This is a genomic window from Pedobacter chitinilyticus (genome assembly GCF_003313385.1).
GTDB lineage: Bacteria > Bacteroidota > Bacteroidia > Sphingobacteriales > Sphingobacteriaceae > Pedobacter > Pedobacter chitinilyticus.
This window is the reverse complement of record NZ_QMHN01000003.1, coordinates 128,490-142,513: the sequence shown is the minus strand read 5'-3', so window position 1 is coordinate 142,513 and position 14,024 is coordinate 128,490. Positions and strand designations below refer to the sequence as shown.

Genomic DNA, 14,024 nt, shown 5'->3' with positions numbered 1-14,024 from the left:
TTGAATTGTTCACCTTATCAAAATAACCATGCTAAAACATGCTGTGCCAATTCTTGCTTCGCTCAATGCAGAAGAAACAATTGCCTTTTACACCCAAAAATTAGGTTTCACTTTTCATTCTAATTGGGATGGCTATCTCATTTTTAGTAGAGACGAAATCCAAATACATCTTTGGCCAACGTCAGACGAACAGGTGCCCAAAAACACAGGTTGCTATGTAAACGTCACGAATGTAGACCAGCTTTACGAAGCGTTTTTGCCGCTAAATATTATCCACCCCAATGGGCAATTAGAGGACAAGCCTTGGGATATGAGACAGTTTTCTATTTTGGATAATAGCGGGAATATTATTCATTTTGGAGAAGACATTTCAGGGGAAGCTTAATGGGCATTTCAAACTTTCATTTGGCAAATCATTTATTTTAGAACATTTTCTATGGCTTGCAAGCTAATTGCAATATTACAATTACGAGCTTTTTGAACCTTTGCATTGCAACAAAGTAATATTTATATTTGCCATCGTTAATTTTCAGCAAAACAATGAGAGAAATCCAATTCAGAGAAGCATTACGCGAAGCATTGAGCGAAGAAATGCGCAAAGACCAAAACATTTTCATGATGGGTGAGGAAGTTGCGCAATATAATGGAGCCTATAAAGTAAGTCAAGGGATGTTAGATGAGTTTGGCGACAAACGCATTATCGATACCCCAATTGCCGAGCTAGGTTTCGCAGGTATTGGAATTGGAGCGGCAATGAACGGCCTTAAACCAATTGTTGAGTTCATGACCTTCAACTTCTCGTTAGTAGCGATTGACCAAATCATTAACTCGGCAGCAAAAATGTTGTCAATGAGTGGTGGTCAGTTTTCAGTGCCAATCGTTTTCCGTGGCCCAACTGGTAATGCAGGTCAATTAGGAGCACAGCACTCGCAAAACTTTGAGAACTGGTACGCAAACTGTCCAGGTTTAAAAGTGGTTATTCCAGCTACTCCTTATGATGCTAAAGGTTTGTTAAAGCAAGCTATTTTAGATCCAGATCCAGTAATTTTCATGGAATCTGAGGTGATGTACGGCGATAAAGGCGATGTGCCAGCAGAAGAGTATTACTTAGAGCTAGGTAAAGCCAATGTAGTTAAAGAAGGTACTGATGTAACCATCGTTACTTTTGGTAAAATGTTAACCCGTGTAGTTAATCCAGCAGTAGAAGAATTAACAAAAGATGGCATCAATGTAGAAGTAATAGACTTACGTACTGTACGTCCAATTGATTATGCAACCATCATCAACTCTGTAAAGAAAACTAACCGTTTAGTAGTGGTAGAAGAAGCTTGGCCATTGGCTTCAATCTCTTCTGAAATTGCTTTCAACGTACAAAAAAATGCATTTGATTACTTAGATGCGCCAGTAATTCGTGTTACTTGTGCTGACGTTCCACTTCCATATGCACCAACTTTAATTGCTGCCAGCTTACCAAATGCTGAGAAAGTAGTTAAAGCGGTAAAAGAAGTAATGTACGTTGCTAAATAGAAAAAATGTTACTGGCCTAGCCAGTTCACAAATAGTAAGTCCCGTTCTGTAAAGAGCGGGATTTTTTGTTTTTAGAAAAGCAAGCCCTGTGTTACTATCCTCCAAAAGTCCCGCTTTCCATTACAATCTTTTTGTTGCTGTCATCCTGAACGCTAGTGGGATCTTTTAGCTAATAGCGATCACAATGGAGATTCCTTGTGCCTCGGAATGACAACAACAAAAAGGATTTTCACTTCAATCGGGTTTAAATGGATGATTCGTGCCTAAACTCAAGCAAGCTTCTACATGCGGCTTAAACTTTCAGATGGAAAAAGATTAATATCACTAAACCAACTGTTCTGGCTCATTAACTACCTCAATTTCTCATGCTAATATTGTCTAAACAAAAACACATAATACGATGAGAAAAATATTAACCTTATTTCTTTTAGTAGGATTAGCCACAAATTCATTTGCACAGCAAAAAGGCGACTTTAGAATGCGTCTTCGTGCCACCGCTGTCATTCCTCAAGAAAGCGCAACTATCAGTACCATTAACGGAAATGTCGATATCTCCAACACCATTATTCCAGAGTTAGACTTTACCTACTTCTTGGCTAAAAACTTCTCCGCTAACCTTATTTTGGGGACTACCAAACACGAGGTGAGTGCAGTAAACACAGCTTTAGGCAATGTAGATTTAGGAAAAGTTTGGTTATTGCCACCCACCTTAACGCTTGCTTATCATTTGCCAGTAAGTAAACAAGTGCAGCCTTATGTAGGTGCAGGCGTGAATTACACCATTTTCTACGGCGTTAAAGATGGTCCTGCGATTGCAAAAACCACTTATAAAAACACCTTTGCACCTGCAGCTCAATTGGGAGTAGATTTCGATATCAGCAAAAAGCTATTCCTCAATTTCGACGTCAAGAAATTATGGCTAAGTACTGATGCTACCGTTACCACCCTTCCTTCTGTAGCAGGAGGAGCTACGGTAGTGGCTGATACCAAAATAAATCCTTGGCTATGTAGTTTCGGGATCGGAATTAAATTATAGTTTCTACTAAGCTAACTATAGCGCACACCACATTTCTACTCAGAAGTGTGGTTTTTTATGTTGAAACCATTTTTTAGAAACGCTAATAAATGTTTAAATTGCAATTAAACATGTACCATGGAAATCAAAGACGTCAAAATTTATCATAAAAAGCCAGTATTTCCCGTCAGTGAAAATTTCCATAAATACTTGCGTACATACCAGCGTGATGCCAGGCTGCCCGTTACGTACGAAGATTTAAAATCATTTACTGAAAGTTACCCTATTCTAGATAAAGAAGGTAAAGATACGCTTTGGGAAAGTCCGATTTATGCTCAGAGCCAAATGGAAGAGCTGCACACAGGCCTAAAAATAATTTATGCCAAGTTGAAGGCTTCTGGTAACCTAAGGATTGTACAACATAAATACATAGATAAAATTGACTATTGTACTTTTGGTAATACGCATCCATTTAGGGTAAGAATTGTAAACCGATTAAATGATGTTTATGATTATTTCTACGTTAAAAAGGCCGATGCCTCAAGGGTTTTTGGCTTGGAGTTGGAAGAAATTTTATCGCCCAACCAAGTGAATTATCTGGTCGATGGAGATACCATGATTGAAGAGCATATTGTCGGGCTGCCTGGTGATGTGTTTAACAAAGGAATGATTCATCAGGCCGAATATAATCCTACCCGTATCGCAAAAGAGTTTGTGAAGTTTAACGAGCGCTGTTTGGTGACTTTATTGGGGGATATGCGTTCTTATAATTTTGTAGTGCAAATTACCCCCGATTTTGACGATATCCAATTTCGTATCCGTGCCATAGATTTTGATCAGCAGTTTTACGAGGGTAATATCAAAGTTTACATGCCGCAATTTTTTAAGGAAAACTACCCTTTGGTGAAGTTGTGTATGGAGCATTTGACGGAGAAAACGGTTCAGCAATATAAGCAGGAAGAATTGTCGTCCATTGTACATAGGGTTCGTAGTGAGCGTCATCGCTTAACAGATTTAAGAGATGTTTCATGTAAAGAGGAATTGACCACTAAGGAAAATATCATGAAACTTAAGAAAAGCATGGCAGTATATTACAAAAACCCAGCCTACGAAGATTGTAAGAATATGACCGATATTATCGAGCTTAACCTTAAAAATATCATCAGGCAGGTGAAACTTTAAGCTATAAACCTTAAGATTCCATCAAACCAACAGTGCCGCCAACCCAATCGAAATCTGCATTGTACCGTACACCAATCATTTTTCCGCGACTTAAACGAGCCAAGTTAATGCATAGCTGCGGTTCTTCACCATCTGGCCACAAATACATCAGCCTGATTTCAACTTTTACACCACCATCAGGGGATTGTACAATGGGCTGGTAAGTTACTTTGCGTTGCAATATCCAGTTTTCAGGGTCCTTGATTACGCTAATATCACTCTCTTTTACATCAATAATTACCCCCATTCCAGCAAAAGAAAACAGCGGCTTTAATACATAATTTTCTAAGTCATGCGGTAATTCTGTAAGCTCATTTAAAAACTTCGTTTCGGGCACAAACTCACCTTTTAACATTGGCATGGTATATTTGCTAATGCGATAGAACCAGTTAGGGTGCGTTACCCATTCCACTTCTATTTCTTCCCGAGGATCAAAACTGTTTTCGAATATGGAGGTTTGATCAGCAATTTCATCAAAAATTAGGCGATTATAAATTCGTTTAATAGGTGTCTTTTTATCACCTTCTATGTAGTATAGTTTTTTGCCTTCTTTTTTAACTTCTTCTAAAGGCAATATCTTAATTCCTAGCTTATTAGCGGTGACGCTAAAATCTATCAGCGTTTTTTGATTTAAAGCATCAACGTCCATCAAAATCACCTCCTGGGGTTGGTGTACTCCCACAATCACTTTCTTCAGCAAATTAAAATAGCTTTCTTCGTTTAAGCCATTAAAAAAAGGAGTAAGCTGTTGATCTAAATCGAAACTTTCTTTATAAGTATTTGCCAAATGATTTTGGAAGCCATATAGCGATGGGAAGCCCTGCATTTCGATCAGCATTGGCTTGATTTTCCCTTGCTCATCGCTACAAACGCCAAAATCAAAAGTCAAAAAGTGCGGATGATCATTCTCGTTAGGTACTTTCCAATCTATCGGGATCGCTTTTTGGGTGATCTCTTTGAAATCATCACGTTTAATAAGCGCAATAATTTCATTTCCAGCAGTAATAAGCTGTTGTTTTAATTCTTCGGGCAGGAATACTGGCGATTCAGCTAGTCTAAAAGTAATTTCGGGATATCCTTCCGTAATTCTTGTTAAGAAATCCTGATATTTCTGCTCGCTGAAATTAGCATTAAAAGATGTTCTATATTTTTGGATCATAGGTAGGGGCAGGTTAAGGAAGAACGTTTATACGAATTGTAGCGCATTAATGGCTTCATCCAAGAAGTTTGGCAAAATGACACTTTTGGTTAGCATAATTCTATCTGGATTTTCCAAGCTGTGCAACATATCGTAATATTTGTCTTCGCCATGGTTTTTAATAATAGCTTCTTTCTTTTCTTCTTGAAGCAGATAGATTTTCATCCCTGTTGGATCAGCTTCTGGATGAAATTGAGTGCCTATGATGTAAGGAGAAAAGCGTATTGCCATGATACATCGTTCTAAATCTACATGGGGTCTTTCTTTTTCGATGGCCAATATTTGAGCACCAATTTTTTCAAAAGCAACAGGGCTAGGTTCAATAACTTGCCAATCTCTGCTGTCTACAGAATAAAATGGATTGTTAAGGCCATTAAAAATGCGTTCTTCTTCTCCTTCAGGAGTTAAGGAAATAGGAAATATGCCAAACGCATTAGATTTACGTTGGGTTACTTTTCCTAATTGATATTTTCTACAACCTAGTTGAAAAGAATGGCAAATTAAGAAGACATATTTTTTTTCTTCATTAATTAGGTTAAAGTTGTCAATCTGGTCCAATAAGTCAAAAAAGTTGCTTTCCCATTCTTTACCTTCTCCGTCGTAAGGGTTTCCAGGGCCTCCACTCGAAATGTAAATGTTATAACTTAAATCAGGGGCTTCCCCTTTCTGCCTAATATCAAATATGTCAATGGTTAAATTGAGCTGGTTCTCCGTTTTGTATTGGTGTAAAATTTCTTGTATACCCCTCATCCCCTGATTAGGGAAGCCCATATTCATGTCAATAATGGCTACCTTAATGTTGTTGTTGTCGCTCATCCTTTTATTTCGTCCCAATTAATGTTTGTGTTGTGATGTAATCTACTACCGACTCGTAACTTTTGGTATGTTCATAAACAGCCAACTGTCTATCGGCACCTGTGCCGTTGGCCAATATGGCGTGTACATATTCAATTTCCTTACGGCTGCCAAGCTCGTCTACCACATCATCTATAAAATCTAACAATTCAAGGACCAAATTTCGGCAATTTACTTCCATTTCTTTCCCAAAATCTATTAAATTTCCATCAATACCATAACGGGCAGCCCTCCATTTGTTCTCGTTAATGAGCGCTCTACTATAAGAAATGAAGTTTAAATTTTGTAAACGCAGCTTATAAAGTTTGGCACATAATGCCTGAAAAATCGCTGTAAAGGCCATTGTTTCGTCAATCAGCATCGGACAGTCGCACACCCTAAATTCGATGGTTTCGAAGAATGGATGTACACGAATATCCCACCATATTTTTTTCGCGTTGTCTATGCAATTGGTCTTGATCAGGAGCTTTACATAGTTGTCATAGTCTTCAATGCTATTAAAAATATCTGGAATGCCTGTACGAGGAAATTTGTCGAATACTTTTGTACGAAATGATTTGTACCCCGTGTTTCGGCCTTCCCAAAAAGGCGAATTAGTAGATAAGGCAAATACGTGCGGTAAAAAATAACGGACTTGGTTGGCAATGTGGATGGCCAATTCTCGTGATTGAAAACCTACGTGTACATGTAAGCCAAAAATTAAATTAGACCTAGCGGCTTCCTGTAGCTCATTTACAATTTCACTATAGCGGGGGTGTTCCGTAATGAGCTGTTTTTCCCAATGTGAAAAAGGGTGGGTACCAGCCGCACCAATTCTGAGGCCCTGCTCGCCCGCTAATTCAGCAACAGTGCGTCTTAGTTGCGAAATTTCTTTCCGTGCCTCTTCTGTATTCCTGCAAATACTAGTTCCTACTTCCACCACGGCTTGATGCATTTCGGCCTTTACCTGATCTTTATGTATTTTTTGTGCCGCCTCTACAATCTTTTGATCATGGGAGGTTAGTTCTCTGGTCACGGGATCGATGATCATGTATTCTTCTTCAATCCCCAGGGTAAACTCATTCATAGATAGTTAGACTTAGCGTTATTTAATCGGTTTTTTAGTTGTTGGTTTTGGTTTTGCCACCGGTTTTGCTTTTGGTAAAGCTTTAGCGGGTTTTGCCACTAAGGGAAGCGCTGCAGCACTGGTTTTGATATAGTTGCCCCAAGTAAGGTTGTTTTTGCCAAATTCTTGCGCTAAGGCTTTCTCTATGGCATAGTTAGCGGCAGTTTCAACTACCCATTCGAAATTTTCTGCACCAACACTTTCTAAGGCGGCATCTGGTGCGGGATTGCAAAAATCGATAGCGATAGGAACGCCATTTCTCACGGCAAATTCAACGGTGTTGAAATCGTAGCCTAAATATTGGTTAAGTTTTAAGGTGTAATCTTCAATTGTTTTTAATAGTTTTTCACTCGGTTTAGGACCATCTACAACATAGCGTAAATGATGCGGATTGCGGGGCTCATATTGCATGATGCGTACGTACTTGCCTCCAATGCAATAGCATCTAAAGTATTCTTCGAACGTGATTTCCTCTTGGAGCATCATTACGGTTTGCTTCGTTTCGCTATGCTTCTCAAAAAATTCTTCTATACTTTCCAATTTGTAAACCTCTTTCCAGCCGCCGCCATCAAAAGGTTTCATGTAAGCTGGAAAGCCTACGTAATTAAATATCGCCTCCCAGTCAAAAGGCATTACCAAATTGCTAAACGAATGTTCGTTAGTGTCATCAGGGTGCTCTCTAGAAGGGATTAATACCGTTTTAGGAACAGGCACTCCAATGTTTTCGGCCAGTGCATTGTTAAAAAACTTTTCATCTGCACTCCACCAAAAAGGGTTGTTAATGACTGCGGTGCCGCCCATCGCTGCATTTTTTAAATAAGCCCTGTAGAAAGGAACATCCTGTGAAATACGATCGATAATGACCGCATATTCGGGCTTTTCGGCCTGGAAAACCTTATCTATTTTTACGAATTCTGCCGTAATGTTTTTTACAGCTTTTTGGTTCACTCGATCAATAAATGCTTGAGGAAATGAACGCTCCTGTCCAAATAAAATTCCAATTTTTTTCATAGTATATATGTTTAAATAGTTAAAAATTCATCATAGTTGATAAATGTATTCGGGAAACATGGCTCTCCATATTGGCCAATCGTGATCAGCATTGGATCTGATATCTAGCCAGTGATTAATGCCTTTGTGGTGTAAAATGCCCGATAGCTTTTCATTGTCGGGCCTGCACATGTCCCTATCTGTAGTACCCAAAACAATTTTAAGCTGCCAAAGCTCAGGGTTGATGTTGTTTGGTATATAATCTATAGGGTTATTGAAATACACGTCATCATTATAAAACCCATCTAATTGCCCTGTGATATCAAAAGCACCACTCATGCTAAACATATGGCTTACCGCCCATGGATGTCGAAATGCGAAGTTGGCCGCATGGTACCCTCCAAAACTGCAGCCTGCGGTAATCACTTTGTTTCGGCCTGTTTCGCTTGTGGCAAGTGGCAATAGTTCTTCTAGTAAAAACTTATCATACCAAATATGATTTTTTACCCTTTCGGACGGATGGATATTTTTGTTGTACCAGCTTAGGGAGTCGATTCCGTCGGGGCAATAAATCTTGATTTTGCCTTCCTCAATAAAATTTTGGACCGACTCTATCAGCTTAAAATCCTTGTTCTCGTAATATCTTCCCATACTGGTGGGGAATAAAATAATTGGGTAGCCACTATGGCCAAACACCAAAGTCTCCATCTCCTTATTAAGACTTGGACTGTGCCATTTTTGTAATTCTTCTTTCATTGGTAATGATTATAAAAATTAAGTTAAGTAAATCATTTTCAATGACAAAAAAATATTTAGATTTTTTTTACTTATTATAGGTTGCCTGATTTTTGGGATAATGGTAACTTTGTAACTGAATTAAGCATTAAACGAAAACTTTATTAGCTACGTTATCAAAACTACCTATCAAATAAAATCAAAATCTCTTCAACGCACGGTTGATGTTGACCTTTATATCCCCGCTAATTTGCTTGGGAATGAAACAGTGCACCTACTTTTGGTGAATGATGGACAAGACTTGGCACAAATGGGCTTGGAAGAAAGCTTGTCGACATTGCAAAGCAAATGGAAAATAGATCCAGTGGTAGTAGTAGGTATTTGTGCTGGGGAAGAGCGTTTGCTGGAATATGGCGTGGCCAACCAACCTGATTTTAAGAACCGAGGCAGTAAAGCAAATTCATATACCCGTTTTGTGGTAGATGAGCTATTGGCTTTTATTGACAAGCAAATCAATATCACAGGTAAAAAGGCTTTTGCTGGATTTTCATTGGGAGGGTTAACCGCATTTGATATTGCATGGCATCACAGTCATATTTTTGATCTTGTTGGAGTGTTTTCTGGCTCATTTTGGTGGCGTAAGAAAGATTTGGTTGATGATTATACCGACGAAGACCGAATATTACATCAAATGATCAAGCAAACGATGTCAAAACCCGATTTGCAATTTTGGTTAATGACAGGGACGGAGGATGAAACTGCCGATCGGAATCAAAATTTCATCATTGATTCTATTGACGATACTGTAGATGTCATTAAGGAGCTCGTAAAAAAAGGTTACAAAAGGCATACAGATATTTTTTATTACGAAATGGTGGGCGGCAAACATAATGTTGCAACTTGGAAAAATGCATTTCCAAAATTTTTGGAATGGGCATTTGCAAAGAAGCTGTCTACTTAAATTTAGTCAATAAAAATATTTCTACGTTAAACCTTTCTTCGCGGTTTTTCTCAAAAGATAAATTTATTCTGATAAAATAGTCTTTATGAGCAAAAAATACGCTTTTTCGTTTCTTTTATTTTTGATGCTAGGGGCCTGTTCAAAACACGCGGACAATGATCATCCTGCAGAAATAGATGATGATTTGCTAGGCCCGATATCCAGACCAGAAGCAGGATATGGAAGCGATGGGAGCTACACGGTAGCAACCCAAAGTTTTGCCAGCCCAACCTACAACGGCAAACAGGTCACTGTTTTTTATCCAAAAGAAGCTACTGGACCCAGGCCAGTGATCTTCTATTCGCATCCTTATGGAGGAGAAGAGGTTAATTACAACTTGGGCTTGTATCAGTTCATTGCTAAGAAGGGCTTTGTGATTGTTTTTGCACCATATCCAACAACAGGAGTAGATATTGATTTCAGATATAATACACTATGGCAGAGCTTTAAAAAAGCGGTGCAGGATTATCCAAATATTATTGACACTAAAAAGGTGGGGTTTGTTGGACATTCGTTTGGCGGAGGTGCGTCTTTCGGCTTGGCAGCAAAGGCATTTGTTGAGGAAGGTTGGGGGCAAGATGGGAGGTTTATATTTTCCATGGCACAATGGTATAGCTATTGGCTAACGGATGCCCAGCTCAAAGGATTTCCTTCGAATACAAAATTGGTTACGCAGGTATACGACGATGATGAAACCAATGATCATCGATTGGCGATAGATATTTTCAAGAACATCAATATCGCCAATGCGGAGAAAGATTTTATTTTAGTCAAACCTTCCACGCTGCCTAACTATGCTTACACGGCCGATCATAGCTTGCCAAGTACGAGAAATGGAATAGATGCTTATGATTACTATGCCGTGTACAGAATTATTGATGCTTTGATTGATTATAGTTTTAACGGGAATGTACAAGCGAAGGACGTGTGTTTAGGAAACGGCTCTTTGGCCCAGAAAACAATGCCAAGTTATCATGGTGTTGCGCTTCAGCCTCTATTGGTTACGGACAATCCGACAGCGCAATATCCGCAAACAAAATATCTTTTTAAATGCACATCATTAGACAACCCAAGGTTAGGGAGTTGTCAGTAAAGGGTACAAAATTTAAATTCAGAAATATTTTTTCAATCCTCATACAATAAACCCCACTAACGGGAGTTTATATTACTGAGAGCGTTAATTTAGATGGCGGGGACAAGGTGGTATGCCGAGTCCCCGTTTCTTTTTTATGTCCTCCAAGCTTGATAGATATTCTTGATGAATAGATTGAGATAAGTGATTTTCTTTCACGCTCTGCTAAGCGTAATTTCACCACATGATTAAAGGATTATTTGAAACACACCTTTTCGTAGAGGATTTGGAGAGGTCTGTTGATTTTTATAAGAATGTGTTAGGGCTTATAGAATGTGGCTATAACGATGATCGTAGGGTGGCGTTCTTTTGGATAGGCGAGCCGAAAGGCGCTATGCTTGGTTTGTGGGAAAAGCCTAAGAATGAAATTGACATCCGTCATTTTGCATTTAGCTGCGAGCTCGACGACGTATTGAACAAATCGATTGATTTTTTGAAGGAAAGAAACCTGAAGCCTTATAATTTTCTAAAGGATGGTAAGGAGAAGCCAATGGTTTTTGCATGGATGCCAGCAGCGGCCATTTATTTTAAAGACCCCGACGGACATGATTTGGAATTTATTGCCCTATTGGAAGGGGAAGGAAAGCCAGAACTGGGGGTAATTAGTTATGAGGAATGGTTGACGTATGTGTAGAAAAGTCTTTTTTGTGGTTGTAAATAGGGTATTGGAAATGACACAGGGGTAAAAGTTTTGCCTCCTAAACCCGATTGTAATGGAAATACTTTTGCTGGGGATTGCTTCGTAATTCGTAGTGAGGGGAATAGCAAAAGATTGAAATGTAAAGCGGGACTATGGTGTCCGATTGGCAATGCAATTGATTTACAAAAACTTAACATCTTTTTCGTAATGGTTATGTTTCGTTTTTCGGCTTTTTTCGCTACCTTTGCGCCCTTAAATACTATCGCATAAGATGCAAAATATTAGAAACATAGCTATTATAGCCCACGTAGACCACGGTAAAACCACCACGGTAGACAAAATTTTACATGCCTGCTCTATTTTTCGTGATAACGAGGAAACGGGAGATTTGATCTTGGATAACAATGATTTGGAGCGCGAACGAGGCATTACCATCGTGTCTAAAAACGTATCGGTTAAATATAAGGACGTTAAAATTAATATTATTGATACCCCTGGTCACGCCGATTTTGGTGGTGAGGTAGAGCGTGTGTTGAAAATGGCTGATGGCGTGCTTTTGCTTTGCGATGCTTTTGAGGGAGCGATGCCTCAAACTCGTTTCGTAACTCAAAAGGCTTTGGCTTTAGGCTTAAAACCAATTGTAGTTGTAAACAAAGTTGATAAGGAAAACTGTCGCCCAGAAGAAGTTTATGAGCAAATTTTTGAGTTGTTCTTTAACTTAGAGGCTACTGAAGAGCAGTTGGATTTTCCTGTAATTTATGGTTCGTCTAAAAATGGTTGGATGAGCACTGATTACGCACAACCAACAGATAATTTTTTCCCTTTATTGGATGCGATTGTAGAACATATTCCTGCTGCCCCAATTAATGACGGTACTTTGCAAATGCAAATCACTTCGTTAGATTATTCTTCTTTCGTAGGTCGTATTGCCATTGGACGTGTACACAGAGGAACCATTAAAGAAAACCAACCTGTTACTTTAATTAAACGTGATGGTAAATTGGTTAAATCTAGGGTAAAGGAATTATATACTTTTGAAGGTTTAGGTAAAGTAAGAACTACTGAAGTTAAATCTGGAGATATTTGTGCGGTGGTAGGTATTGATGGTTTTGATATTGGTGATACCATTGCTGATTTTGAAGCACCGGAGCAATTGCCAGTAATTAGCATTGATGAGCCGACAATGAACATGTTGTTCACCATTAACAACTCTCCTTTCTTTGGTAAAGAGGGTAAGTTGGTTACTTCTCAACGTATCAAAGATCGTTTGATGAAGGAAATGGAGAAAAACTTGGCGTTGAAAGTTGTTGAAACTCAAGGTGCGGATTCATGGTTGGTTTATGGTCGTGGTATTCTCCATTTATCAGTATTGATCGAAACGATGCGTCGTGAAGGTTATGAGTTACAGGTAGGTCAGCCACAAGTTATCGTTAAAGAAATTGATGGTAAAAAACATGAGCCAGTTGAGACTTTAATTGTTGATGTACCTGGTGATGTTGCTGGTAAAGTAATTGAGTTGGTAACGCAACGTAAAGGTGAGTTGTTGATTATGGAACCAAAAGGTGATTTACAACACTTAGAATTCGAAATTCCTTCTCGTGGTATTATCGGTTTACGTAATAACGTATTAACGGCTACTGCAGGTGAGGCGATTATGGCACACCGTTTTAAAGCTTACGAGCCTTGGAAGGGAACAATTCCTGGTCGTTTGAACGGTGTATTAATTTCTATGGATAAAGGTACCACTACTGCTTATTCAATTGATAAATTACAAGATAGAGGTCGTTTCTTCGTAGATCCAGGTGTGGATATTTATGAAGGACAGATTTTAGGTGAGCATATCCGTGATAATGATTTAGTTATCAATATTGTTAAAGGAAAAGCGTTGACTAACATGCGTGCTTCTGGTACTGACGATAACACGCGTATTGCACCAGCCATTAAATTCTCTTTAGAGGAATGTATGGAATACATACAAGCTGATGAGTATATTGAGGTTACCCCTGCGAGCATACGTTTGCGTAAAATCTTCTTAACGGAACAAGAGCGTAAAGTTAAGGGCAAAGCTTTTCAATCGTAATTGATTGTATGCTAGCATAGTAAATTCGGAAAATTGAAATTAATTTATTAACTTTAATTGTCCGAGACATAGGAGAATTACAAAGGCCTCCCGACTATTTGTCGGGAGGCCTTTTGCTTGTGTGTTAATTTGGAAAGAATTTAATTGGGATGTTGTACTGAGTTCTAACTGGTTTGCCATTTAATGAGCCTGGTTTCCATTTGGGGCTAGATTTAAGGACTCTCTCTGCTTCTTCTTCAGTGCCTGATCCTAACCCCCTAAGTATTTTAATATCGCCCAGCGAGCCGTCTTTTTCGATGACAAAGGAGGCAAAAACATTTCCTTTGATGTTTTTTGCTCTAGCTGCTGCTGGATATTTGAGGTTATCTGAAAGGAACTTATAAAATTTAGGTAGCCCACCAGGAAATTGTGGTGGGTTTTTTAGTGCCACAAAGGAATAAAGTTCGTCCCCTTTAGTGGTAGTTTGAGCTTGGCCTAAGTGGTAGCCTAATATTGAAACTAATAAGATAAGCGCAATTTTTTTCAT

General features: G+C 38.8%; 14 protein-coding genes. 8 read left to right on the top strand and 6 right to left on the bottom strand.

The genetic code is table 11. The features are described 5' to 3' along the window. The first annotated feature begins 28 nt into the window (after positions 1-28). The 4 genes from DUT70_RS10795 to DUT70_RS10780 all read left to right on the top strand — a co-directional run bounded on the left by DUT70_RS10795 (position 29) and on the right by DUT70_RS10780 (position 3,724). Positions 29-385: a bleomycin resistance protein gene (locus tag DUT70_RS10795; RefSeq protein ID WP_113647348.1), complete on the top strand. Its 357-nt coding sequence runs from the start codon at positions 29-31 to the stop codon at positions 383-385. 155 nt (positions 386-540) lie between these two features. Next, complete coding sequence (locus DUT70_RS10790) at positions 541-1,527, top strand: pyruvate dehydrogenase complex E1 component subunit beta (protein ID WP_113647347.1); 987 nt, start codon at positions 541-543, stop codon at positions 1,525-1,527. Between the two features lie 400 nt (positions 1,528-1,927). Next, the gene (locus DUT70_RS10785) at positions 1,928-2,563 is read left to right on the top strand and encodes an OmpW/AlkL family protein (RefSeq protein ID WP_113647346.1); all 636 of its coding nucleotides are present in this window, start codon (positions 1,928-1,930) and stop codon (positions 2,561-2,563) included. 117 nt (positions 2,564-2,680) lie between these two features. Continuing rightward, positions 2,681-3,724: a hypothetical protein gene (locus DUT70_RS10780; protein WP_113647345.1), complete on the top strand. Its 1,044-nt coding sequence runs from the start codon at positions 2,681-2,683 to the stop codon at positions 3,722-3,724. Positions 3,725-3,734: 10 nt separating this feature from the next. On the opposite strand, the gene DUT70_RS10775 is transcribed toward DUT70_RS10780, so the two are convergent. From DUT70_RS10775 to DUT70_RS10755, 5 genes are read right to left on the bottom strand one after another with little or no spacing between them, the layout of a single operon-like run. Beyond that, positions 3,735-4,922, bottom strand: coding sequence for a hypothetical protein (locus DUT70_RS10775; RefSeq protein WP_113647344.1), 1,188 nt, complete (start codon positions 4,920-4,922; stop codon positions 3,735-3,737). A 27-nt stretch (positions 4,923-4,949) separates the two neighbouring features. Beyond that, positions 4,950-5,777, bottom strand: a complete 828-nt coding sequence (locus DUT70_RS10770; protein WP_113647343.1) for a type 1 glutamine amidotransferase — start codon at positions 5,775-5,777, stop codon at positions 4,950-4,952. Between the two features lie 4 nt (positions 5,778-5,781). Beyond that, a complete protein-coding gene (locus tag DUT70_RS10765; RefSeq protein WP_113647342.1) occupies positions 5,782-6,882 on the bottom strand; it encodes a carboxylate-amine ligase in 1,101 nt (366 codons plus the stop codon). A gap of 18 nt (positions 6,883-6,900) precedes the next feature. Then, positions 6,901-7,932: an ATP-grasp domain-containing protein gene (locus tag DUT70_RS10760; protein ID WP_113647341.1), complete on the bottom strand. Its 1,032-nt coding sequence runs from the start codon at positions 7,930-7,932 to the stop codon at positions 6,901-6,903. 30 nt (positions 7,933-7,962) lie between these two features. After that, the gene (locus tag DUT70_RS10755) at positions 7,963-8,667 is read right to left on the bottom strand and encodes an esterase family protein (protein ID WP_113647340.1); all 705 of its coding nucleotides are present in this window, start codon (positions 8,665-8,667) and stop codon (positions 7,963-7,965) included. A gap of 142 nt (positions 8,668-8,809) precedes the next feature. Here DUT70_RS10755 and DUT70_RS10750 point away from each other — a divergent pair, with 142 nt between their 5' ends. The 4 genes from DUT70_RS10750 (at position 8,810) to typA (ending at position 13,498) form a co-directional block, all read left to right on the top strand. Next, positions 8,810-9,607 (top strand): alpha/beta hydrolase, encoded by a 798-nt coding sequence (locus DUT70_RS10750; protein WP_113647339.1) that lies wholly within the window; start codon positions 8,810-8,812, stop codon positions 9,605-9,607. An 85-nt stretch (positions 9,608-9,692) separates the two neighbouring features. Then, positions 9,693-10,739, top strand: coding sequence for an alpha/beta hydrolase (locus DUT70_RS10745; RefSeq protein WP_113647338.1), 1,047 nt, complete (start codon positions 9,693-9,695; stop codon positions 10,737-10,739). Positions 10,740-10,962: 223 nt separating this feature from the next. Continuing rightward, a complete protein-coding gene (locus tag DUT70_RS10740) occupies positions 10,963-11,412 on the top strand; it encodes a VOC family protein (protein WP_113647337.1) in 450 nt (149 codons plus the stop codon). 277 nt (positions 11,413-11,689) lie between these two features. After that, positions 11,690-13,498 (top strand): translational GTPase TypA, encoded by a 1,809-nt coding sequence (typA, locus tag DUT70_RS10735; protein WP_113647336.1) that lies wholly within the window; start codon positions 11,690-11,692, stop codon positions 13,496-13,498. A 124-nt stretch (positions 13,499-13,622) separates the two neighbouring features. On the opposite strand, the gene DUT70_RS10730 is transcribed toward typA, so the two are convergent. Then, a complete protein-coding gene (locus DUT70_RS10730; RefSeq protein WP_113647335.1) occupies positions 13,623-14,024 on the bottom strand; it encodes an energy transducer TonB in 402 nt (133 codons plus the stop codon).